Source organism: Nocardioides caricicola, from assembly GCF_039541135.1.
In the GTDB taxonomy this organism is placed as follows: Bacteria; Actinomycetota; Actinomycetes; order Propionibacteriales; family Nocardioidaceae; genus Nocardioides; species Nocardioides caricicola.
In genome coordinates this window covers 970,679-991,773 of record NZ_BAABFQ010000003.1, presented here as the reverse complement: position 1 = coordinate 991,773, position 21,095 = coordinate 970,679, and the positions used below count along the sequence as shown (strand labels likewise).

Here is a 21,095-nt window from a genome sequence, read left to right as displayed (position 1 = left end):
TGCGAGCGAAGCGAGCCGACCTCGGTGGTTGAGGTGCGAGCGAAGCGAGCCTCGAAACCACCTCCCACGTGATCGGCGTCTCGGAACAGGACGCCGGTCGTGCGACGTTCCACCACCGTGAAGATCGAGATCTGGAGCGACGTCGTCTGTCCGTGGTGCTACGTCGGCAAGCGCCGGCTGGAGACGGCGCTCGCCGGCTTCGAGCACGCCGACGACGTCGAGATCGTCTATCGCTCCTTCGAGCTGGACCCGACGGCGCCGCGGCACGGCCACGAGCTGTCGACCGGCGTGATCGCGCGCAAGTACGGCCGCAGCGAGGACGAGATGCGCCAGATGCAGCAGCAGCTGGTCGACCTGGCCGCTCAGGAGGGGCTGGCGTTCCGGCTGTTCGACACCGTGCACACCAACACCGTCGACGCGCACCGGCTGCTCCACCTCGCGCTCGAGTCCGGTGGCCCGGCACTGCAGCGGGAGCTGAAGGAGGCGCTGCTCTCGGCGTACTTCGAGCAGGCGCGCAACATCGGCGACCACGACGTGCTCGCCGAGGTCGCCGTCGCGACCGGCCTCGACCGGGACCGCGTGGCCGAGGTCCTCGCGAGCGACGAGTACGCCGCCGCGGTCGCCGCGGACGTCGCGCAGGCCCGTGCGTACGGCGCCACCGGCGTGCCGTTCTACGTCGTCGACCAGAAGTACGGCGTCTCCGGCGCCCAGCCGGCCGCGACGTTCAGCCAGGTGCTGGAGCAGGCGTGGGCCGAGGCCCACCCGGTGCTGCAGTCCGTCGGCGGCGACGCCGGGTCCGAGGCGGGCGCGTGCGGCCCGGACGGCTGCCCGATCTGACCTGGGTGAGCCGCCTCACCTTTGGTTAGGCAATCCTAACCGAGCGGCGTATCGTCGCGGCGTGCTCGCCAACTACCTGATCGGACTGCGCGAGGGCCTCGAAGCGGCCCTCGTGGTGAGCATCCTCGTCGCCTACCTGGTCAAGACCGAGCGACAGGAGCTGCTCCCGCGGATCTGGGTCGGCGTCGGCATCGCGGTCGCCGTGTCGCTCGGCTTCGGGTTCGCCCTGTTCTACGGCCCGCGCACCCTGACCTTCGAGGCGCAGGAGGCGATCGGCGGCATCCTGTCGATCGTCGCGGTCGGCCTGGTCACCTGGATGATCTTCTGGATGGCCCGCGCGGCCCGCTCCCTGAGCGGCGAGCTGCGCGGCCGGATCGACGACGCCGCCGAGGGACCGTGGTTCGCGCTGGTCCTGGTCGCGATCCTCGCGGTCGGCCGCGAGGGACTCGAGACCGCGCTGTTCCTCTGGTCGGCCACCGAAGCGGTCCGGGACGACACCGGCACCTGGCAGCCCCTGGTCGGCGCCGCCCTCGGCATCGCGACCGCGGTCGTGCTCGGCTACCTCATCTACCGCGGCGCGATCCGGATCAACCTGAGCAAGTTCTTCACCTGGACCGGCGCCTTCTTGATCCTGGTCGCCGGCGGCGTCCTCTCGTACGGCGTCCACGACCTCCAGGAAGCCGGCATCCTGCCCGGCCTGAACAACCTCGCGTGGGACGTGTCGGACACGATCGACCCGACGACCTGGTACGCCACCCTGCTCAAGGGCATCTTCAACTTCTCCCCGCAGACCACCGTGCTCGAAGCCACGGTCTGGGTCCTGTACGTCGTCCCCGTGATGACCCTGTTCCTCCTCTCCGCCCGTCGGCGCAGCAAGCCGACGCCGGCGCCCGCCACCGACCCCACCCCTGTGAGCTGAAGGAACCTGATGCGCATCACCGTCGTCGCCGCCCTTGCGGTGGCTGTCCCGCTCCTCGCCGCGTGCACCGAGAACACCCGCGGCGACGCCGACTCCGGCGACGAGCGCACCGTCGCGGTCACCTCGACCGACGACGGCTGCGAGCTGTCGGCGGTCGAGGCGCCGTCGGGGACCCTCACGTTCGACGTCACCAACGACGGCTCGCAGGTCACCGAGTTCTACCTGCTCGACGAGGACGGTCTGCGGATCGTCGGCGAGGTCGAGAACATCGGTCCGCAGCTCTCCCGCGAGCTCGTCGTCAACGCGCCGGCGGGGACCTACCTCACCGCCTGCAAGCCGGGGATGAAGGGCGACGGCATCCGCGCCGACTTCACCGTCACCGAGTCCGGTGACGAGCCGAGCATCTCCGCCGACGAGCAGGAGCTGGTCGACGCGGCGCTGGCGAACTACCAGGCCTACGTCCAGGACCAGTCCGACCAGCTCCTCACGAAGACGCAGGAGTTCGTCGAGCTGTACAAGAACGGCGACGACGACGCCGCTCGGGCGCTGTACCCCGTCGCGCGGACCCACTGGGAGCGGATCGAGACCGTCGCCGAGTCCTTCGGCGACCTGGACCCGAAGATGGACGCCCGCGAGGCGGACCTCGAGGAGGGCCAGAAGTGGACCGGTTGGCACCTGATCGAGAAGGACCTGTGGCCGCAGGAGGCCGTCGACTACACCCCGCTCACCGACAAGGAGCGGGCGACGTACGCCGACGACCTCCTGACGAACACCGAGATCCTCGACAGCCGGGTCCAGAAGCTCACCTACACCGTGGACCAGATCGCCAACGGCTCGCGCGGCCTGCTCGAGGAGGTCGCGCTCGGCAAGGTCACCGGCGAGGAGGAGATCTGGTCGCACACCGACCTGTGGGACTTCCAGGCGAACGTCGACGGCGCCCGCGTGGGCTTCGAGGGCGTGAAGCCGATCGTCGAGCAGTCCGACCCCGAGCTCGCCGAGACCCTGGACGCCCGGTTCGCCGAGCTGCAGGAGCTGCTCGACGCGCAGCGCACCGACGACGGCTTCGTCTACTACGACGAGCTCACGCCGGAGCAGGTCCAGGAGCTGTCGAACGCGGTCAACGCGCTCTCGGAGCCGTTGTCCCGCCTGACCGCGGCGGTGTTGTCCTGACCGAGGGGATCTCGCGACGAGGGCTGGTCGGAGGCGGCGTCGCCGCGGCCGGCCTGGCGGCCGGTGCGTTCGCGGCCGGCCGGGCGACCGCTGCCGAGCCGAAGCCCGAGCCGACGGGCCGCGACGCCTTCGCGTTCCGCGGCGACCACCAGGCGGGGATCACGACCCCCGCCCAGGACCGGCTGCACTTCGCGGCGTTCGACGTCACCACCGGCTCGCGCTCGCAGCTGATCGCGCTGCTGCAGGCGTGGACGGTCGCCGCGGACCGGATGACCCGCGGTCTGTCGGCCGGTGAGGTCGGCCCCACCGAGGGCGCCAGCAACCTGCCGCCCGACGACACCGGCGAGGCGATCGGGCTGCCGGCGAGCGGGCTCACGATCACGTTCGGCTTCGGTCCCGGGCTGTTCCGCGACGCCGAGGGTCGCGACCGGTTCGGGCTCGCCGGCCGGCAGCCGAAGGCGCTGCGCACGCTGCCGCACTTCCCGGGGGACGTGCTCGACCCCGAGCGGTCGTACGGCGACCTCTGCATCCAGGCCTGCGCCGACGACCCGCAGGTCGCGGTGCACGCGATCCGCAACCTGGCCCGGATCGGCTTCGGCACCGTCGCGGTGCGCTGGTCCCAGCTCGGCTTCGGACGTACCTCGACCACGTCGACCTCCCAGTCCACGCCGCGCAACCTCTTCGGGTTCAAGGACGGCACGGCCAACGTGAAGGCCGAGCAGACCGCCGATGTCAACGAGCACGTCTGGGTGGGCGCCGGAGACGATCCGCGCGCGGAGTGGCTCACCGGCGGCTCCTACCTCGTCACCCGCCGGATCAACATGACCATCGAGGTCTGGGACCGGCAGCCGTTGGGAGACCAGGAAGCCTTCATCGGCCGCACCAAGGACGCCGGTGCCCCGCTCTCGGGTGGCAGCGAGTTCACCGAGCCGGACTTCTCGATGCCCGGCAGCGACGGACCGGTGATCCCGACGGACTCGCACGTGCGTGTCGTCCACCCGGACTTCAACGGCGGCGCCCGGATGCTGCGCCGCGGCTACAACTTCGTCGACGGCTCCAACCCGCTCGGCGGCCTCGACGCGGGGCTGTTCTTCATCGCGTTCGTGCGCGACCCGGACACGCACTTCATCCCGGTCCAGAACGCGATGGCGAAGTCCGACGCGCTGATGGAGTACCTCCGCGTCACCGGGTCCGCGCTGTTCGCCGTACCGCCCGGGGTCGGCGAGGGGGAGTACGTCGGTCAGGGACTCTTCGCGTAGTCCTCGGCGGTGATGACGAAGCACCGCGAGGGCTCGTCGTACCACTTCCGCACGACGCCGTGGTCGGTCATGCCGAGCTTGCGCATCACGTTGATCGACGCGTCGTTGTCGAGGTGTGCGACCGCGATGATCTCGGGCAGGCCGGCCGCGAACCCGTGCGCCAGCACGGCCCTCGCCGCCTCGGTCGCGTATCCGTGGCCCCACGAGTCGGGGTGCAGGTGCCAGCCGATCTCGACCTCGCCGTGCTCGTCGTTCGGCAGCGTCAGCAGCAGCACGGTCCCGACCGCGAGCCCGTCTTCCTTGCGCTCGACGGCCCACATGCCGAGCGGCGGGTCGTTGCGCTCGTTGTTGTAGCGGTCGATGCGCGCGTGGGCCTCGCCGAGGGTCTTGAGGAGCACCGGCGGGCCGTCGCCGAGCCACTTCATGACCTCCTCGCGGCTGAGGATGTCCAGCAGCCGCGGCCCCTCGTCGCGGCGCCACGGCCGGATGACCAGACGTTCTGTCTCCACGTGCACGCGCCTACCTTGCCAGCCGGCCGATCGCTGCCACTATGTCGCGCGTGAACGACTGGGCGCTGCTCCTCCTCAAGGCCGTCGTGCCGCTGGCGGTGGCGGGGCTGGCCGCGCTGCTGACCCCGGCCCTGCTCCCGACCCGCGCCCTGCGCCGCGAGCTGGCGGTCGACGTCGGCATGCTCGAGAACCTGCCGGCCGGAGGCGCCCGCGCCGAGCTGAGCGACAGCGTCGAGAGCCGCGCGGTGAAGCTGCTCGCCTGGACCCGGTACCGGTCGCTGACGCGCTCGGAGATGTTCACGTTCGTGCTGAGCGGACTGCTCGCGGCGGTGGCCTTCTGGGAGGTGGCCGACGACCTGTTCAGCCGCCGGGAGAGCGAGCTCGCGGCGGCTCTGGCGTTCACCGTCGCCCTCGCCTCCGGCGCGATGTGGCTGCTGGCCACCTGGTCGTGGCACTCGCGCTCGCTCGACCGGCTGCACCACCTCCAGGACCGCGGCGCGACCGAGGCGGTCGCGGACGCGCGGCGCGGTCTCAAGGTGGGGGTCTACCCGCTGCTGGCGGTGCTGGCGCTGATGCTCGTCGTCCAGCTCGGCGCGATCGCGTGCTTCGTGCTCGCGCGCTGGGACTCACCTCTGCTGGCCGTGGCCCTGGCCTCGGTCTGGGCGCTGATCACGGTGGTCCCGTTCGTGAACACCGCGACCGACACCGAGAACGACGTGCTCGAGGCCGCCGGAGCCTGACTCAGCCACCCAGCTCCACGACGCGGTCGATCCCGATGTCCTCGAGGAACGCCGGGTCGTGGCTCGCGACCACGAGCGCGCCCCGGTAGGACGCGAGCGCGGAGACGAGCGCGTCGTACGACGCGAAGTCCAGGTTGTTGGTCGGCTCGTCGAGCAGCAGCAGCTGCGGGGCGGGATCGGCGAGCAGCAGCGCGGCCAGGGTCGCGCGGAACCGCTCGCCTCCGGACAGGTCGCCCACCTTGCGGTCAGCCGCCGCGCCCCGGAACAGGAAGCGGGCCAGCCGCGCGCGGACCTCGTTGGGCTCCGCTCCCGGCGCGCGCCGCGCGACGTTGCCGAACACCGTGTCGTCGCGGTCCAGCAGGTCGAGCCGCTGGGGGAGCAGCCCGACCGGGACCCGCGCGTCGCCCGCGACCCGGTGCAGCATCGTGGTCTTGCCGGAGCCGTTCGGCCCGACCAGCGCGACCCGGTCGGGACCACCGATGTACAGCTCGCCGTCGAGCACCACCCGACCACGCGGCACCTCGGTGCCGGGCAGGTCGATGCGGATCTCCCGGTCGCCGCGGAGCCGGGACTCGGCCGCGTCGAGCCGGTCCTTCGCGCTCTCGATCCGCTTCTCGTGCACGCCACGCAGGCCGGCCGCGGACTTCTCGGCCTGGTTCTTCTTGAAGTTGATCTGCGCCTTGCCGAGCCCCGCCGACCCTTCCGCCTTCTTCGCGGTACGGCGCCGCTGCGCGAGCTGTCGCTCCGCCTCGGCCCGGTCGTTGCGCTGCCGGCGCAGGTCGGAGCGGGCGCTCGTCACCGCGTGTTGGGCGGCCTCCTGCTCGGCCTCGACCTGGGCGGCGTACGACGAGTACCCGCCGCCGTACCACCGCACCCCGCCGTCGCGCAGGTCACCGATCCGGTCCATCCGCTCGAGCAGCTCGCGGTCATGGCTGACCACCAGCAGCGACCGGCTCCAGCCGTCGATCACGTCGTACAGCCGGGCCTTGGCGGCGGTGTCGAGGTTGTTGGTGGGCTCGTCGAGCAGGAGCACGTCGGGTCGGCGCAGCAGCAGCCGCGCGAGACCGAGCTCGGTCACCTCGCCGCCGGAGAGCTGGCCGAGGCGCCGGTCGAGCACGTCGGTGGGCAGGCCGAGCCGGGACAGCTCGGCCTCGGCTCGGTCCTCGACGTCCCAGTCGTCGCCGATCACGTCGAAGTGGGCCGGATCGGCGTCGCCGCCCTCGACCGCCCGGATCGCGCGGCGTACCGCCCCGATCCCGAGGAAGTCCTCGACCGGCTGGTCGACGTCGAGGGTCAGGTCCTGGGGGAGGTACCCGACCTCGCCGGCGACGGTGATGTGGCCGGACGTGGGCTGCAGCTCGCCGGCGACGAGGCGCAGCAGGGTGGACTTCCCGGCACCGTTGGTGCCGACCAGGCCCGACCGCCCGGGGCCGACCAGGAGGTCGAGGCCGCTGAGGGCGGGGGTGCCGTCCGGCCAGGAGAACGAGAGGCCGGACGCGCTGATGACAGATGAAGACATGGAGGCTCCAGGTGAGGTGGGTGCTGCGGACGCGAGGTCACCTCAGAGGAGCAACTCGACCTGCCTTCGTCGGGGATGGGACCGCACGAGCGTAGGCCGGGACCGCCCGTGGACTCCACCGATTAATCGGGACCCGTCGGGTACAGTCGTGAGCCAGCACAGCGTCGTGCGCCCCTCTGCTTCCCGCACACTCCGTCAGGACCCCAGCGCTGTGACCATGCCTGTCGTACTCATCGCCGAAGAGCTCAGCCCCGCGACCGTCGAGGCGCTCGGGCCGGACTTCGAGATCCGGTACTGCAACGGCGCCGACCGCGCGGAGCTGCTCGCCGCGATCCCCGAGGCGGACGCGATCCTGGTCCGTTCCGCGACCAAGGTCGACGCCGAGGCGCTGGCCGCCGGGCGCCGGCTGAAGGTGGTCGCTCGCGCCGGGGTCGGCCTCGACAACGTCGACGTGCGCGCCGCGACCATGGCGGGCGTGATGGTCGTGAACGCCCCGACCTCCAACATCGTCTCCGCCGCCGAGCTCGCGGTCGCGCTGATGCTCGCGGCGGCGCGGCACGTCTCGCCGGCGCATGCCGCGCTCAAGAACGGCGAGTGGAAGCGCTCGCGCTACACCGGCATCGAGCTGTACGAGAAGACCGTCGGCATCGTCGGCCTGGGCCGCATCGGCGTGCTCGTCGCGCAGCGGCTGAGCGCCTTCGGCATGAAGGTCGTCGCCTACGACCCGTACGTGCAGGCCGGCCGCGCGGCCCAGATGGGCGTCCGGCTCGTCGACCTCGACACGCTGCTCGCGGAGGCCGACTTCATGTCGGTGCACCTGCCGAAGACGCCGGAGACCGCGGGACTCATCGGCGCCGAGCAGCTCGCGAAGGCGAAGTCCTCGCTGGTGCTCGTCAACGCCGCCCGCGGCGGCATCGTCGACGAGACCGCGCTGTACGCCGCCCTCAAGGAGGGCCGCGTCGCCGCGGCCGGCCTCGACGTGTTCGCCGAGGAGCCCTGCACCGACAGCCCGCTGTTCGAGCTCGAGAACGTCGTCGCCACCCCACACCTCGGCGCGTCCACGGACGAGGCGCAGGAGAAGGCCGGCATCGCGGTCGCCCGCTCGGTGCGGCTGGCGCTGTCCGGCGAGCTGGTGCCCGACGCGGTCAACGTGCAGGGCGGCGTGATCGCCGAGGACGTGCGGCCCGGCATCCCGCTCACCGAGAAGCTCGGCCGGGTCTTCACCGGCCTCGCGGGCGAGGTCGCCCAGCAGGTCGACGTGGAGGTCCGCGGCGAGATCACCGACTACGACGTGAAGGTGCTCGAGCTCGCGGCGCTCAAGGGGATCTTCGCCGACATCGTCGAGCAGCAGGTGTCGTACGTGAACGCACCGCTCTTCGCGGCCGAGCGCGGCATGGCGGTCCGCCTGGTCGCCGACCCCGAGAGCCCCGACCATCGCAACCTGGTGACGATCCGCGGCACCCTCGCCGACGGGTCGCAGGTGTCGGTGAGCGGCACCCTGGTCGGCATCGGGCAGCGTGAGCGGCTGGTCGAGGTCAACGGCTTCGACGTCGACCTCGAGCCCACCGCGCACCTGGCGTTCCTGACGTACGGCGACCGCCCCGGGATGGTCGGCACGGTCGGCGTGATCCTCGGCGACGCCGGCATCAACATCGCCGGCATGCAGGTCTCGCGGCAGGCGCCGGGCGGCCAGGCGCTGGTCGCGCTCTCCGTCGACACCGCGATCCCCGCCGACACCCTCGCCGACATCCAGCACGCGATCGACGCCGAGTCCGTGCGGGCCGTCAACCTCGTCTGAGGCGCCGTCCGGGCCGCGCGCCCAGCACGACGCCGTCGGTGACCACCGGCTCGCCGTTGACCACGACGTGGTGCACCCCGGTCGAGTAGCGGTGCGGGTCGTCGTACGTCGCGTGGTCGCCGACGGTCACCGGGTCCAGCACGACGATGTCGGCGTACGAACCCGGCGTCAGCCGGCCCCGCCCGCTCAGGCCGAGCTCGTCGCACGGCAGTGAGGTCAGCCGCCGTACGGCGTCGGCGAACGTGGTGACGCCGCGGTCGCGGACGTAGTGGCCGAGGAACCGCGCGAACGTGCCGTAGGTGCGCGGGTGTGTCGGCTCGTCGGTGTGTGGCGGCACGGCGGCGCAGGCCTCGGCGTCGGACCCGAGCGAGACCCACGGCTGGGCGAGGCCGAGCTCGACGTTGGCCTCGTCCATGAGGAAGTACGTCGCAGGCGTCTCGGGGTCGCGGGCCACCAGCTCGAGCAGGGCGTCGGTGGGCGCGAGGCCGAGGTCGCGGGCGACCTCCGGGAGCCGCTGGCCGGACGACAGCCCGATGCCCTCGCCCTCGCTGGCGGCGAGGAAGAGGTTCTCGAACCCGCCGCCGGTCTCGGTCCGCATCGCGGTGGAGATCTCCCGGCGTACGACGGGGTCGGCGAGCCGGGCCGCCAGCGCGTCCGGTCCGCCGTCGTGGAACCGCGGCGGGATGCAGGCCGCGAGCGCGGTGCCGCCGGCGGTGTAGGGGTACATGTTCGCGCCCACCGCGCGGCCGGCGTCGCGGGCGGCCTGGATCCGCTCGATCGCGGCGGCCATCTTCGGCCAGTTCCGCGGCCCGGCGGCCTTGAGGTGGTAGACCTCCGCGCGGCAGCCCGCTCGCTCGCCGATCAGCAGCAGCTCGTCGAGACACTCGAGGAGCTCGTCGCCCTCGCTGCGCAGGTGCGAGACGTACGTCCCGCCGTGCTCGCCGACCGGGCCGCACACCGCGACCAGCTCGTCGGTGCTCGCGTAGTTGCCGGGCGGGTAGATCAGCGCCGTCCCGATCCCGAGCGCGCCGTCCTGCATCTCCTCGCGCATCAGCCCGACGAGGCGGTCGAGCTCGGCCGCGGTGAGCGGCCGGTCGTCGAAGGCCGCGCCGAGCACGCGCAGGTTGTGCCCGCCGACGAAGCTCGCGACGTTCTGCGCCACGCCCTTGCTCTCCAGGTGGTCGAGGCCGTCGGCGAGGCGCTCGAAGACCAGGCGTACGTCGCTGCTCTCGTGCCCGCCCGCCAGCGCGCCGACCATGTCGCGCACGTCGTCGTTGCCCGGCCCGAGCGAGAACGCCTCGCCGAACACCTGGGTCGTCACGCCCTGCAGGAGGTCCGACGTACCCGCGCCGTCCTGCTGCAGCGACCCCCACGCATGGCTGAGCACGTTGACGAACCCGGGCACCACCGCCAGCCCGGTCGCGTCGAGCACCCGCGCCCCGGGCGCCTCGGGCAGCTGCCCGGGCGGAGCGACCTGCACCACCCGGTCGCCCTCGACCGCGACGTCGGCGTGCCGGCCCGCGCTCCCGGTGCCGTCGTACACCGTGCCCCCGGTGATCATCAGCGTCGTCGCCATGACCCCCAGCCTGCCCCGCACCTGGTGGCGGTGGTTCGTTCGTGCGGACGAAGATGCCGGTCGACAGTGCCGGTCGACAGTGCCGGTCGACGGTGCGGGTCGACGATGATGTGCGGATGGAGCTGTCCATCGTGCCGGTCACCGAGGCGACCGCCGGGCTGTGGGCCGAGGTCCACAACCGGATCATCCCGGCCGACCCGCTGTCGGAGGCCGACGTCGTCGAGCGGATGGGCCGCAACGAGCTGACGCTGGCGTACGACGGGGACGTGCTCGTCGGCAACGCCACGCTGCGACCGCCGAGCGACGAGGAACGGATCGCGACCGTGATCGTCCGGGTGCTCCCTGAGCACCGGGGCAAGGGTCATGGGACGGAGTACTACGACCGGGTCCTCACCCGCGCCGCCGAGCTCGACGCCGAGCGGATCGAGACCGTCGTCTTGGCGGCGAACGCCGACGGACTGCGGTTCGCGGAGAACCTCGGCTTCGAGGAGCACGACCGGTACGTCCTCGACGGTGACACCGCCGAGTGGGTCGACCTGCACCTCGCCTGAACGGCTCTGCGCTCCTGGGCCCTGACCCGGCAGACTGTCACCGTGACCGATGAGTGGCGGATCGACGAGCTCGACCTGGACGGCTACCTCGCACGGCTCGGCGTACCAGCTCGCGAACCCAGCGCCGACGCGCTCGCCGAGATGCACGAGGCGCACGTGCGAACCTTCACGTTCGACAACATCGACGTGCTGCTCCAGCAGCACCCGGGCGTCTCGCTCGACGCCGTGCAGGGGAAGTTCGTCCGCCGCGGCCGCGGCGGCTACTGCTTCGAGCACTCGACGATCTTCGCGGCGGCGCTGGAGCGGCTCGGGTACGACGTACGCCGCCAGCTCGCCCGCGTCGGCGACCCCGCGGCCGGCACCCAGCAGGCGCGCACCCACATGATGGTCGTGGTCACGATCGACGGACGCCGGCTGCTGTGCGACCCCGGGTTCGGGATGAGCACGCTGCGGCCGATCGAGCTGTCCGACGGCGCCGAGGACGACTACCGCGGCTGGGCCTACCGCATCGCCGAGACCGAGGACGGCTGGCTGATGAGCCGGCACCGCGAGGGCGGCTGGGAGGTCATGCACCTCACCGACGAGCTGAAGGTGATCCCGCTCGACGTCGTCCACGGGCACCACTACACGAGCACCTACCCGGGCTCGCACTTCACGACGACGCTCGTCGTCGCCAAGCACCTTCCCGGACGGCACGTCACCGTCACCCACCAGACGCTGACGGTCCGCACGCCCGGCGAGCCGACCGAGCACCGGCCGCTGCGCGACGGCGAGCTGGGGGAGTGGCTGGACACGCTCGAGGTGCCGCTGACCGAGGACGAGCGCGAGCGGCTGCTCGCGAAGGTCGCCGCTACGCGATGAGCACCGGCAGGTCGCGCTCGGCGAACTGACTGGTCGTCCGCGCGATCAGCTCGTCGGACGGCGGCGCGGTGTCGGCCAGCGGGAACGGCAGCCGCAGGGCGTCGTACTTGTGCTGGCCGAGCCGGTGGAACGGCAGGATCTCGACGCGCTCGACGGCCGGGCCGAGGGTGGCGGCGAACCTGGCGATGCCGTCGACGTTGGCGGGGTCGTCGGTGACGCCGGGGACGAGCACGAAGCGGATCCACATCTTCTGCCCCACCGCTGCGAGTCGCTCGGCGAACCGCAGCGTCGGCTCGACCTCCTTGCCGGTCAGGTCGCGGTAGGTGCGCGGGTCCCACGACTTGATGTCCAGCAGCACGAGGTCGGTGACCGACAGCAACGTGTCGTCGGCGCGGATGCCGAGGTGGCCCGACGTGTCGAGCGCCGTGGTCAGGTCCCACTCCCGGCAGGCCGTGAAGAACGACGTGACGAACTCCGACTGCAGCAGCGGCTCGCCGCCCGACGCGGTGACGCCGCCGCCGGCGACCTGGAGGAACCGGCGGTACAGCGCGACGTCCTCCAGGATCGAGTCGAGGCGGCGTCGGGTGCCGTCGCGCATGTACCAGGTGTCGGGGTTCTGGCAGTACAGGCAGCGCAGCGGACAGCCCGACAGGAACAGCACGAACCGCGTTCCCGGCCCGTCCACGCCGGTGGACAGGTCCCAGGAGTGGACCGAGGCCTCGGTGATCGCCGGCATCACATGGAGTGGTGGAACGTCCGCGAGATGACGTCGCGCTGCTGCTCGGGCGTCAGCTTCACGAAGTTCACGGCATACCCCGACACCCGCACCGTCAGCTGCGGGTAGTTCTCCGGGTGCTCCATCGCGTCCTCGAGCGTCGCGCGGTCGAGCACGTTCACGTTGATGTGGAAGCCGCCCGCGTCGAAGTACCCGTCGAGCACGCCGACCAGGTTGCCGATCTGCTCCGCGCGTTGCCGGCCGAGCCCCGAGGGGGTGATCGTCGAGGTGAGCGAGATGCCGTCGCGCGCCGCGTCGTACGGCAGCTTCGCGACCGACAGTGCCGAGGCGACGACGCCGCGGTGGTCGCGCCCGTTCATGGGGTTGGCGCCCGGCGCGAACGGCTCCCCGGCCTGGCGGCCGTCCGGCGTCGCGCCGGTGTGCTTGCCGTAGACGACGTTCGAGGTGATCGTCAGGACCGACTGGCTGTGCTCGGCGTTGCGGTACGTCGGCTGGCGGCGGATCCGCTCCATGAAGCCCTCGACCAGCCACACCGCGATGTCGTCGGCGCGGTCGTCGTTGTTGCCGTAGGTCGGGAAGTCGCCCTCGACCTCGTACCCGACCGCGAGGCCGGACTCGTCGCGCTGCACCCGCACGGTCGCGTTCTTGATGGCCGAGAGGCTGTCCGTCGCGACCGACAGGCCGGCGATGCCGCAGGCCATGAAGCGCCGCACGGGGTAGTCGTGGAGCGCCATCTCGATGCGCTCGTAGGCGTACTTGTCGTGCATGTAGTGGATGACGTTGAGGGTGTCCACGTAGAGCGCGGCGAGCCAGTCGAGGGTGCGCCCGTACGCCGCCAGCACCGCGGCGTGGTCGAGCACGTCGCCGGTGATCGGCGGCGAGGCCGGCGCGACCTGCTCGCCGGTGATCTCGTCGCGGCCGCCGTTGATCGCGTACAGCAGCGCCTTCGCGAGGTTGACCCGCGCGCCGAAGAACTGCATGTCCTTGCCGACCCGCATGCCCGACACGCAGCACGCGATCGCGGTGTCGTCGTCGAGGCTCCCGCGGAGCAGGTCGTCGGACTCGTACTGGATCGCGCTGGTGTCGAGGGAGACCTGCGCGGCGAACCGCTTGAAGCCGTCGGGCAGCGCCGGGGACCAGAGGACCGTGAGGTTCGGCTCCGGCGCGGGGCCGAGGTTGTAGAGCGTCTGGAGGAACCGGAAGCTGTTCTTCGTCACCAGCGTCGCGCCGTCGGCGCTCATCCCGCCGATCGCCTCGGTGACCCAGGTCGGGTCGCCGGAGAAGAGCGCGTCGTACTCCGGGGTGCGCAGGAACCGCACGATGCGCAGCTTGATCACGAAGTCGTCGACGAGCTCCTGGGCCTGGGTCTCGTCGATGCGGCCGGCGGCCAGGTCACGTTCGAGGTAGACGTCGAGGAAGGAGGAGGTGCGGCCCAGCGACATCGCGGCGCCGTTCTGCTCCTTGGTCGCGGCCAGGTAGGCGAAGTACAGCCACTGCACGGCCTCTCGGGCGGTGGTGGCCGGACCGGAGACGTCGTAGCCGTAGGACTGCGCCATCTCCTTCAGCTCGGCGAGTGCGCGGATCTGCTCGGCGAGCTCTTCACGGTCGCGGATCACGTCGTCGGAGGACGGGACGAGGTCCAGCGCGGCGCGGTCGCGCCTCTTGTCCGCGATCAGCCGGTCCACGCCGTACAGCGCGACGCGGCGGTAGTCGCCGATGATCCGGCCGCGGCCGTAGGCGTCCGGCAGGCCGGTGATGATGCCGGCCTTGCGGGCCGCGCGCATCTGATCGGTGTAGGCGTCGAAGACGCCGGCGTTGTGGGTGCGGCGGTACTTCGTGAAGATCTCGCGCACCAGCGGATCGACCTCGTAGCCGTACGCCTCGAGGCCGGCCTCGACCATCCGCAGCCCGCCGTTGGGCATGATCGCGCGCTTCAGCGGAGCGTCGGTCTGGAGGCCGACGATGAGCTCCTTGTCCGCGTCGATGTAGCCGGGCGCGAACGCCGTGATGCCCGCCGGCGTGGCCGGGTCGACGTCGTAGATGCCGCGGGAGCGCTCCTCGGGGAAGAGGCTGCTCACCGCCTGCCACACCGCGGTGGTGCGCTCGGTCGGCCCGGCGAGGAAGGAGGCGTCACCCTCGTACGGCGTCCGGTTGCGGCGCACGAAGTCCGCGACATCGATGCTGCCCTTCCAGGGGCCTCCGACGAAGCCGTCCCAGGCGGTGGTCTGCTGCTCTGCGTGTTCGATCATCGTCATCACTCGCCTCCGGTGACGACGCTACGCCGGCCCGACCGGGCCGACCACGGTCTTTGGTCCTGAAAGGACCTATGCCGTCAGGCGGTCGCGACGCGGAGGTCCCGGTCGTCGTGCTGGACCATCGCCTTGCCGGCGAGCACCGGCTTGATGTGGTCGGTGACCACGGCGACGTGGGCCGGGTGGCTGCCGTACGCGCGCCACGACGCCTCGTCGTCGAAGACCATGTGGAAGCGCAGCGAGGCGTTGCCGTCGGCGAGGCCGGCGTCGCGGGCGACGCGCGCCTCCCGCAGCCCGTCGATCTGGCCGGGCAGCGCGAGCAGGCCGTCGAGGATGGCCTCGACCTGCGCGTCGGTGGCCTCGGGGGAGAGGGTCAGGTGGCCGTGGTGGTTGAACATCAGTGCAGCTCCATCAGCGAGCCGTAGCCCGCGATCTTGTCGTCGATGCCGTTGGTGCGGAAGGCGTGCCACATGGTGGCGAGATTGATCGCGATGACCGGCTTGCCGAGCTCCTTCTCGAGCTCCGCGGCGACCGCGATGCACTCGAGGTTGGTGCCGCACTGGATCAGCGCGTCGACGTCCGGGCCGTCGACCTTCAAGAACGCCTCGCGCAGCGTCTCGGGCGTCTCGTCGGCGATCGACGTCGCGGACTCCGAGCACAGGCCGTGGATCGCGGCGACGTCGTACCCGAGCTCGGTGAAGTACGCGACGACCTGCTCGTCGCCGACCGGCTGGTACGGCGTCACGATGCCGATCCGCTTCGCCCCGAACGCCTTCAGCGCCTCACCGGCCGCGGTCGCGCCCGTCGTGACCTCGAGCCCGGTCATGTCGCGCACGCCCTGCTCGAAGGCCGCGTTGCCCTGCACGCCGCCCCAGAACGTCTCGGCCGACATGCCCATCACGATGTACTCGGGCTTGCAGGTCATCACGACCTCGAGCGCGCTCGGCAGCGCCTCGTTGAGGCACTCCCGGAACGCCTGGAACGCGTTCGCCGAGTCGAGCGCCGGCGCCTTGATCATGATCCGGCCGGTGTGCCAGGAGCAGTCCTGCGGCCGGAGGTGGTGGAACTCGCGCTCCACCGACGTGTTGGTCGAGGGCAGGACCAGGGCGAACTTCTTGCCCTTGGTGAGGACGGCACTCATCGACGGCTCCTAGACGGCTTCGGCGGACAACGCGGAGCAAGAATAGAGGATATATTCTTCTCTCGGAACCGCTTGAACACGGATGTGCGTGGCTCCCCGCTGCGGCACCATGGGTCCGTGCTGGCGGCCGAGCAAGGCAATGGAGACGAGCGGCCGCTGCCCGACGTCGATCCCGCTGGCGTGCTCTTCAATGCCCTCGTCGGGCACGGAGTTCCCTGGGCCGTCGTGGCGGTTCTCGTCTACATCCTCGCCTTCTTCTCCTGGCTGCGAGTCGCGGCGGTGGTGGCCTCGGGCATCACGTTCGTGGTGACCGCCGGCACGATCGGGATCGAACGCACTCCCGTCGTCCTGAAACGTCTCGCGACTGCTCTGGCTGCGGGGGCCGTGCTCGTCGTCACGGGCACGGCGTCCAGCCAAGCGCTGACGGTGATGGCAGGCGATGTCGGTGCCCTCGACTACGAGTCCTTGCGTGACGTGTTCGCTGACCTCTTCGCCTTGCGACATGTCACCGAGGTGACGATCTACGTGTCCACCGCACTGCTCGTCGTGTCGGCGCTCATGCTCTACGACGTCAGCCTCGGGCGAAGGACGTCCTTGCCGCTGCTCTACCTCGCGGCCGTCACGGCGGTTCCAGCAGTCCTCATCGCCGGCCTGGTCGGACTCTTCTCGTTCATCGCGATCCTTCTCGGTGGGCTGTTCGACGGGGCCGAGTCGCGCATGGTCACCCTCGGGTGCGTGGCCGTCACTGTGGTGTGCGCCGGTTACGCGTGGTCTATCTGGGCTGCGGTGCAGCTGGTCGACCCGGCGTCGACGCCGCGGTCCGTACGTGGAGGGCCGTCCTAGCCTGGTCTCGACGCCGAGACCAAGTGGACGTGCCCGAACGAGGCGCCGTTCACGGGCTCCTCACCGCTCGCCGACGGCGGCGTCGCCGAGCCGGCTCACAGGCGCGCCGCCGTGCGCACCAGCCCAGCCACGCCGGGCGACGTGCTGTGCGGCGGCCAGGCGATGACGGTGGTGACCTGCGGCGCGTCGGACACCGGTACGACGGTCAGCTCGGAGTGGAGGTTCGCCTGGGCCGACTCCGGCAGCACGATCGCCGTCCGGCCGAGCCGCACCAGCTGCAGCACCTGCGTCTGGTCGCGCAGCTCGGGCCCAGGTCCGTCCGGGTAGCTGCCGTCGAGCCGGGGCCAGCGCGGCAGCGGCAGGTCGGGGATCGAGGTCGCCTCGGCGAGGGTGATCGAGCTCCGGGTGCTCAGGGGATGGCCGGCGGGCAGGACCAGCACCTGACCCTCGACGTTGAGCGGGTCCGTGTCGAAGCCGCTCAGGTCGTCGAACGGTCGGTGCAGGATCGCGACGTCGGCCCGCCCGTCGCGCAGCATCGGCGCCTGGTGGCCGGGCGGGCTCAGCACCACCTCGACATCGACGGCGTCGGGCTCGGCGGCGTACGCGTCGAGCAGCTTGGCCATCAGCTCGCTGGACGCGCCCGCCTTGGCGGTGAGCACGACCGAGGCCCGGCCGGCGTTCGCGACCGTACGGCGGGTGCGCCGCTCGGCCGCCTCGATCGCAGCCAGCGCGGCGCGCCCCTCACTGAGCAGCGTCTCGCCGGCGCTGGTGAGCGTCACGCCCCGCGGCGTCCGCACGAACAGCTCCGCGCCGAGCCTCCGCTCGAGCTGCGCGATCGCGCGCGACAACGGTGGCTGGGCGATCCCGAGCCGCTCGGCCGCCCGGCCGATGTGCGACTCCTCGGCGACGGCGACGAAGTAGCGCAGCTCACGGGTCTCCACCCGGCCGACGGTACCCCTGACCTGGTGTCATACCGCCGCGGTATCAGGCCTGACCCGATCGGTCTTGGAACGCGATGCACCGGCGAGCACACGATCGTGGCATGACTGAGAAGAAGATCGCCCTGGTCACCGGGGCCAACAAGGGCATCGGCTACGAGATCGCCGCCGGCCTGTCCCGTCTGGGGTTCCGCGTCGGCGTCGGCGCCCGAGACACCACCCGCCGCGAGGAGGCCGTGGCGAAGCTGCAGGCCGACGGCCACGACGTCTTCGGCGTCCGGCTCGACGTCGCCGACGACGCGAGCGTCGCGGCCGCCGCCGCCCAGCTCGAGGCGGAGGGCGGTCTCGACGTCCTCGTCAACAACGCCGCCATCACCGGCGGTGCGCCGCAGGAGCCGACGAAGGTCAGCGCCGAGCAGGTCCTCGAGGTCGTGAACACCAACGTGGTCGGGGTCATCCGGGTCACCAACGCGATGCTCCCGATGCTCCGACGTTCCTCCTCGCCGCGGATCGTCAACGTCTCGAGCACGGTCGGCTCGCTCACCCTGCAGACCGCGCAGGCCGACGCGGTCGGCCCGATCTCGGCGGCGTACTCGCCGAGCAAGTCGTTCCTCAACGCGGTCACCATCCAGTACGCCAAGGAGCTCGCCGGCACCGGCATCCTCGTCAACCTCGGGTGCCCCGGCTACGTCGCGACGGACCTCAACAACTTCCAGGGGTTCCGTACGCCGGAGCAGGGTGCGGCGATCTTCCTCGAGCTGGCGACCCTTCCGGACGGCGGCCCGTCGGGCACGTTCCGCGACGACTCCGGCATCCAGCCGTGGTGACGTCACGCGGCTGACGTCGGCGAAGAGCCGAGAATCCGCCCGATGGCGTACGGTGGTCCTGTTGAAGGGATGACGCCACCGTCGTCCTGGCCGCACCCGATGGTGGGGCTTGTATCTAGTACTCCTGGTTTCGGTTCGCTGGACATCAGTACACGTGGATGTCTTCAGCGGTTCGGAGGCACCTCGCCCCGAACGAAACAAGGGAAAACATCATGGCTCAGGGCACCGTCAAGTGGTTCAACGCTGACAAGGGCTTCGGCTTCATCGCGCAGGATGGCGGCGGCGAGGACGTGTTCGTCCACTTCTCCGCGATCCAGTCCGGTGGCTACAAGTCGCTCGACGAGAACCAGAAGGTCGAGTTCGACCTCACCCAGGGCCCCAAGGGCCCGCAGGCGGAGAACGTCCGCGTCTCCTGATTCACCTCGAAGGGCCCCGACCGCGCACGCGGTCGGGGCCCTTCGTGCGTGTGGTGTCAGGCCACCATCACCCGGCTGGCGCGGGCCGGACCCGTGGGGCGGGACCGGACGACGCCCCAGGCCTCGGCGACCCGCCGCGCGGCCTCGGTGAGCTCGTCGGCCGGGCGGGTCCAGGGGATGCGGACGTAGGAGTCCAGGCCGCCCTCGGCGGCGAAGACCGGTCCGGGGGCGATGATCACGCCGTGCCGTTCGGCCTCGGTGACCAGCGCGGTGCCGTAGGTGCCGGGCAGCCGGCACCACAGCGCGAGGCCGCCGGTCGGCAGGTGGAACGTCCACTCCGGGAGGAGCTCGGCCACCGCGGTGGCGAGCGCGTCGCGCTGCTCGCGGAGCCGGAGCCGGTTCGCCGGGAGGATCGAGTCGTCGGCCAGCAGGTGCGTCAGCACGAGCTGCTCGAACACCGGCGCGCCGAGGTCGAGCGAGACCCGCGCCTGGGTGAGGCGCTCCATGCGCTCGCGCGGCGCGCGGATCCAGCCGAGGCGCAGGCCACCCCAGTGGGACTTGCTCGACGACCCGATCGTGATCGTGTCGGGGGCGAACGCCGCGAACGGCCGCGGCATCTGCTGGCCGTCGAGCGCCAGCGACTGGTGCGCCTCGTCGACGACCGGCACGGTGCGGGTGCGCCGGAGGTGGCCGGCGTACTCCTCGCGCTGCGCGTCGGTCATCAGGTGGCCGGTCGGGTTCTGGAAGTCGGGGATCAGGTACGCGAGCTTGGGTGACGTCTGGCGCAGCGTCGCCGCGACCGCGTCGAGGTCCCAGCCCTCGGGGTCGACCGCGGACGGGACCAGCCGAGCGCCGGCGTGCCGCAGTGCGTCGGTCGCGTTCGGGTACGTCGGAGACTCCACCAGCACCCGGTCGCCTGGCGAGGTGAACGCTTGAGCCACGATCGCGCCCGCGGTCAGCGCGCCGGGCGTGACCATGATCTGGTCGGGCGAGGTCGGCAGCCCGCGCTCGGCGTAGGACGCGGCGATCGCGGCCTGGAGCTCGGGCAGCCCGGCCGGGAAGTACCCGTGCCCGCCGAGGTACGCCGGCAGGTCCCCGGCGGCGGCGGCGTACGCCTGCGCCAGCCCGGGTGGGGCGGACGGCGCCGCGCAGTTGAGGTCGATCGCGTCGGAGTCGCCGGGCCGGGGGAGCAGCGCCCGGTCGTGTGCTCGGGTCCGGCCGCCCGGCACCCGCGTGAACGTGCCGGCGCCCTGTCGCGCCTCGGCGTACCCGGTCTCGCGCAGCGCCGCGTAGGCCCGCGTCACCGTGGTCCGCGAGACCCCGAGCGCCTCGGTGAGCTCGCGCTCGCTGGGCAACCGCGTGCCGAGCCCGATCCGCCCGTCGCCGATCAGCAGCGTGAGCGCGTCGGCGAGACCGGCGTACGCCGGGGACCGGTCGAACCCGTCGACCAGGGTGGCCACTCGGGTGGCGGAGATGGTGCGCGACATGCAGGCCACTCTCGCACGATTGGCTATTTCAGAGAAGGCCAATCGGCCGCCAGAATCGGACCGTGTCCACGATCGCCACCGCGCCCCCCATGCTCGCCGACCTCGGCCCGATCGCGCAGGTGCGCGCCGGGCGGCTCGGCCGCCGGCTCCCGCAGCTGTACGTCGGCCTGGTGGCGTACGGCGTCTCGCTCGCGCTGATGATCCGCGGCGACCTCGGCCTGGCACCGTGGGACGTGCTGCACTCCGGCCTGACCGAGTACGTCCCGCTCACGATCGGTGAGGTGGTCGTGGTCATGAGCTTCGTCGTGCTGCTGCTCTGGATCCCGCTGCGCGAGAAGCCCGGTCTCGGCACGATCTCCAACGCGATCGTCGTCGGCTTCTCCGCCGACGCCACGCTCGCGCTGATGGACCGGCCCGACGGCCTGGCCGTCCGGGTCGCGCTGATGGTCGGCGGCATCGTGCTGTGCGGCCTGGCGACCGCGATGTACATCGGCGCCCAGCTCGGCCGCGGCCCCCGCGACGGGCTGATGACCGGGCTCGCGCGGCGTACCGGCCTCTCGCTCCGCCTGGTGCGCACCGCCCTCGAGGTGACCGTCGTGGTCATCGGCCTGCTGCTCGGCGGGACGCTCGGGCTCGGCACCGTCCTGTACGCGCTGGCCATCGGTCCGCTCGCTCAGCTGATGCTCCCGGCCTGGGTCGTGCGGCTCGAGGAGTGA

At 71.6% G+C, this 21,095-nt stretch carries 21 protein-coding genes; 12 read left to right on the top strand and 9 right to left on the bottom strand.

The window, feature by feature from the left end:
• Positions 1 to 99 precede the first annotated feature (99 nt).
• From ABD875_RS06630 to efeB, 4 genes are all read left to right on the top strand, one after another.
• Positions 100 to 837: a DsbA family oxidoreductase gene (locus tag ABD875_RS06630; RefSeq protein WP_345172465.1), complete on the top strand. Its 738-nt coding sequence runs from the start codon at positions 100 to 102 to the stop codon at positions 835 to 837.
• A gap of 61 nt (positions 838 to 898) precedes the next feature.
• Positions 899 to 1,756: an iron uptake transporter permease EfeU gene (efeU, locus tag ABD875_RS06625; RefSeq protein WP_345172463.1), complete on the top strand. Its 858-nt coding sequence runs from the start codon at positions 899 to 901 to the stop codon at positions 1,754 to 1,756.
• 9 nt (positions 1,757 to 1,765) lie between these two features.
• The gene (gene efeO / locus ABD875_RS06620; protein ID WP_345172461.1) at positions 1,766 to 2,926 is read left to right on the top strand and encodes an iron uptake system protein EfeO; all 1,161 of its coding nucleotides are present in this window, start codon (positions 1,766 to 1,768) and stop codon (positions 2,924 to 2,926) included.
• Positions 2,923 to 4,185, top strand: coding sequence for an iron uptake transporter deferrochelatase/peroxidase subunit (gene efeB / locus ABD875_RS06615; protein ID WP_345172702.1), 1,263 nt, complete (start codon positions 2,923 to 2,925; stop codon positions 4,183 to 4,185). Before efeO ends, efeB begins: the two co-directional genes overlap by 4 nt.
• Here efeB and ABD875_RS06610 read toward each other — a convergent pair.
• Positions 4,167 to 4,694, bottom strand: a complete 528-nt coding sequence (locus ABD875_RS06610; protein ID WP_345172459.1) for a GNAT family N-acetyltransferase — start codon at positions 4,692 to 4,694, stop codon at positions 4,167 to 4,169. The two genes, efeB and ABD875_RS06610, sit on opposite strands and share 19 nt — an antisense overlap.
• Before the next feature lie 50 nt (positions 4,695 to 4,744).
• On the opposite strand from ABD875_RS06610, the gene ABD875_RS06605 reads away from it, so the two are divergent.
• Entirely contained in the window at positions 4,745 to 5,434 is a 690-nt protein-coding gene (locus ABD875_RS06605) for a hypothetical protein (protein ID WP_345172457.1), read from the top strand.
• Position 5,435: 1 nt separating this feature from the next.
• Here ABD875_RS06605 and ABD875_RS06600 read toward each other — a convergent pair whose 3' ends face one another.
• On the bottom strand, positions 5,436 to 6,953 hold the full coding sequence (locus ABD875_RS06600) for an ABC-F family ATP-binding cassette domain-containing protein (protein WP_345172455.1): 1,518 nt from the start codon (positions 6,951 to 6,953) through the stop codon (positions 5,436 to 5,438).
• 217 nt (positions 6,954 to 7,170) lie between these two features.
• Between ABD875_RS06600 and serA the strand changes: the two genes are divergently transcribed.
• Complete coding sequence (serA, locus tag ABD875_RS06595; RefSeq protein WP_345172453.1) at positions 7,171 to 8,751, top strand: phosphoglycerate dehydrogenase; 1,581 nt, start codon at positions 7,171 to 7,173, stop codon at positions 8,749 to 8,751.
• Here the strand turns inward: serA and ABD875_RS06590 are convergent.
• Positions 8,738 to 10,327, bottom strand: coding sequence for an N-acyl-D-amino-acid deacylase family protein (locus tag ABD875_RS06590; RefSeq protein WP_345172451.1), 1,590 nt, complete (start codon positions 10,325 to 10,327; stop codon positions 8,738 to 8,740). The genes serA and ABD875_RS06590 overlap by 14 nt on opposite strands.
• A 116-nt stretch (positions 10,328 to 10,443) precedes the next feature.
• On the opposite strand from ABD875_RS06590, the gene ABD875_RS06585 reads away from it, so the two are divergent.
• Together ABD875_RS06585 and ABD875_RS06580 are read left to right on the top strand one after the other, a co-directional pair.
• Positions 10,444 to 10,878 (top strand): GNAT family N-acetyltransferase, encoded by a 435-nt coding sequence (locus tag ABD875_RS06585; protein ID WP_345172449.1) that lies wholly within the window; start codon positions 10,444 to 10,446, stop codon positions 10,876 to 10,878.
• 42 nt (positions 10,879 to 10,920) lie between these two features.
• Complete coding sequence (locus tag ABD875_RS06580; RefSeq protein WP_345172447.1) at positions 10,921 to 11,739, top strand: arylamine N-acetyltransferase family protein; 819 nt, start codon at positions 10,921 to 10,923, stop codon at positions 11,737 to 11,739.
• On the opposite strand, the gene pflA is transcribed toward ABD875_RS06580, so the two are convergent.
• From pflA to ABD875_RS06560, 4 genes are all read right to left on the bottom strand, one after another.
• Positions 11,729 to 12,475: a pyruvate formate-lyase-activating protein gene (pflA, locus tag ABD875_RS06575; RefSeq protein WP_345172445.1), complete on the bottom strand. Its 747-nt coding sequence runs from the start codon at positions 12,473 to 12,475 to the stop codon at positions 11,729 to 11,731. The genes ABD875_RS06580 and pflA overlap by 11 nt on opposite strands.
• Complete coding sequence (pflB, locus tag ABD875_RS06570; RefSeq protein ID WP_345172443.1) at positions 12,475 to 14,724, bottom strand: formate C-acetyltransferase; 2,250 nt, start codon at positions 14,722 to 14,724, stop codon at positions 12,475 to 12,477. Before pflB ends, pflA begins: the two co-directional genes overlap by 1 nt.
• Before the next feature lie 83 nt (positions 14,725 to 14,807).
• Positions 14,808 to 15,125, bottom strand: a complete 318-nt coding sequence (locus tag ABD875_RS06565) for a Dabb family protein (RefSeq protein WP_345172441.1) — start codon at positions 15,123 to 15,125, stop codon at positions 14,808 to 14,810.
• Positions 15,125 to 15,868 carry a maleate cis-trans isomerase family protein gene (locus ABD875_RS06560; RefSeq protein ID WP_345172439.1) on the bottom strand — a complete coding sequence of 248 codons (744 nt, stop codon included), beginning with the start codon at positions 15,866 to 15,868 and terminating at the stop codon, positions 15,125 to 15,127. Before ABD875_RS06560 ends, ABD875_RS06565 begins: the two co-directional genes overlap by 1 nt.
• A 117-nt stretch (positions 15,869 to 15,985) precedes the next feature.
• Between ABD875_RS06560 and ABD875_RS06555 the strand changes: the two genes are divergently transcribed.
• On the top strand, positions 15,986 to 16,711 hold the full coding sequence (locus ABD875_RS06555) for a hypothetical protein (RefSeq protein ID WP_345172437.1): 726 nt from the start codon (positions 15,986 to 15,988) through the stop codon (positions 16,709 to 16,711).
• Positions 16,712 to 16,806: 95 nt separating this feature from the next.
• Here the strand turns inward: ABD875_RS06555 and ABD875_RS06550 are convergent, their stop codons facing one another.
• Positions 16,807 to 17,652: a LysR family transcriptional regulator gene (locus ABD875_RS06550; protein ID WP_345172435.1), complete on the bottom strand. Its 846-nt coding sequence runs from the start codon at positions 17,650 to 17,652 to the stop codon at positions 16,807 to 16,809.
• Positions 17,653 to 17,753: 101 nt separating this feature from the next.
• Here ABD875_RS06550 and ABD875_RS06545 point away from each other — a divergent pair, with 101 nt between their 5' ends.
• Positions 17,754 to 18,476, top strand: a complete 723-nt coding sequence (locus tag ABD875_RS06545) for an SDR family NAD(P)-dependent oxidoreductase (protein WP_345172433.1) — start codon at positions 17,754 to 17,756, stop codon at positions 18,474 to 18,476.
• 212 nt (positions 18,477 to 18,688) lie between these two features.
• Positions 18,689 to 18,892, top strand: coding sequence for a cold-shock protein (locus ABD875_RS06540; protein WP_179665248.1), 204 nt, complete (start codon positions 18,689 to 18,691; stop codon positions 18,890 to 18,892).
• Positions 18,893 to 18,948: 56 nt separating this feature from the next.
• On the opposite strand, the gene yczR is transcribed toward ABD875_RS06540, so the two are convergent.
• On the bottom strand, positions 18,949 to 20,379 hold the full coding sequence (gene yczR, locus ABD875_RS06535) for a MocR-like transcription factor YczR (RefSeq protein WP_345172428.1): 1,431 nt from the start codon (positions 20,377 to 20,379) through the stop codon (positions 18,949 to 18,951).
• Between the two features lie 62 nt (positions 20,380 to 20,441).
• Here yczR and yczE point away from each other — a divergent pair, with 62 nt between their 5' ends.
• Entirely contained in the window at positions 20,442 to 21,095 is a 654-nt protein-coding gene (yczE, locus tag ABD875_RS06530) for a membrane protein YczE (RefSeq protein WP_345172426.1), read from the top strand.

Bases quoted from the DNA above. Each gene is read 5' to 3' on its own strand.
- efeO (WP_345172461.1), top strand. From the start codon at position 1,766: ATGCGCATCACCGTCGTCGCCGCCCTTGCGGTGGCTGTCCCGCTCCTC.
- ABD875_RS06600 (WP_345172455.1), bottom strand. From the start codon at position 6,953: ATGTCTTCATCTGTCATCAGCGCGTCCGGCCTCTCGTTCTCCTGGCCG.
- serA (WP_345172453.1), top strand. From the start codon at position 7,171: ATGCCTGTCGTACTCATCGCCGAAGAGCTCAGCCCCGCGACCGTCGAG.
- ABD875_RS06590 (WP_345172451.1), bottom strand. From the start codon at position 10,327: ATGGCGACGACGCTGATGATCACCGGGGGCACGGTGTACGACGGCACC.
- ABD875_RS06585 (WP_345172449.1), top strand. From the start codon at position 10,444: ATGGAGCTGTCCATCGTGCCGGTCACCGAGGCGACCGCCGGGCTGTGG.
- pflA (WP_345172445.1), bottom strand. From the start codon at position 12,475: ATGCCGGCGATCACCGAGGCCTCGGTCCACTCCTGGGACCTGTCCACC.
- pflB (WP_345172443.1), bottom strand. From the start codon at position 14,724: ATGATCGAACACGCAGAGCAGCAGACCACCGCCTGGGACGGCTTCGTC.
- ABD875_RS06565 (WP_345172441.1), bottom strand. From the start codon at position 15,125: ATGTTCAACCACCACGGCCACCTGACCCTCTCCCCCGAGGCCACCGAC.
- ABD875_RS06560 (WP_345172439.1), bottom strand. From the start codon at position 15,868: ATGAGTGCCGTCCTCACCAAGGGCAAGAAGTTCGCCCTGGTCCTGCCC.
- ABD875_RS06545 (WP_345172433.1), top strand. From the start codon at position 17,754: ATGACTGAGAAGAAGATCGCCCTGGTCACCGGGGCCAACAAGGGCATC.
- ABD875_RS06540 (WP_179665248.1), top strand. From the start codon at position 18,689: ATGGCTCAGGGCACCGTCAAGTGGTTCAACGCTGACAAGGGCTTCGGC.
- yczR (WP_345172428.1), bottom strand. From the start codon at position 20,379: ATGTCGCGCACCATCTCCGCCACCCGAGTGGCCACCCTGGTCGACGGG.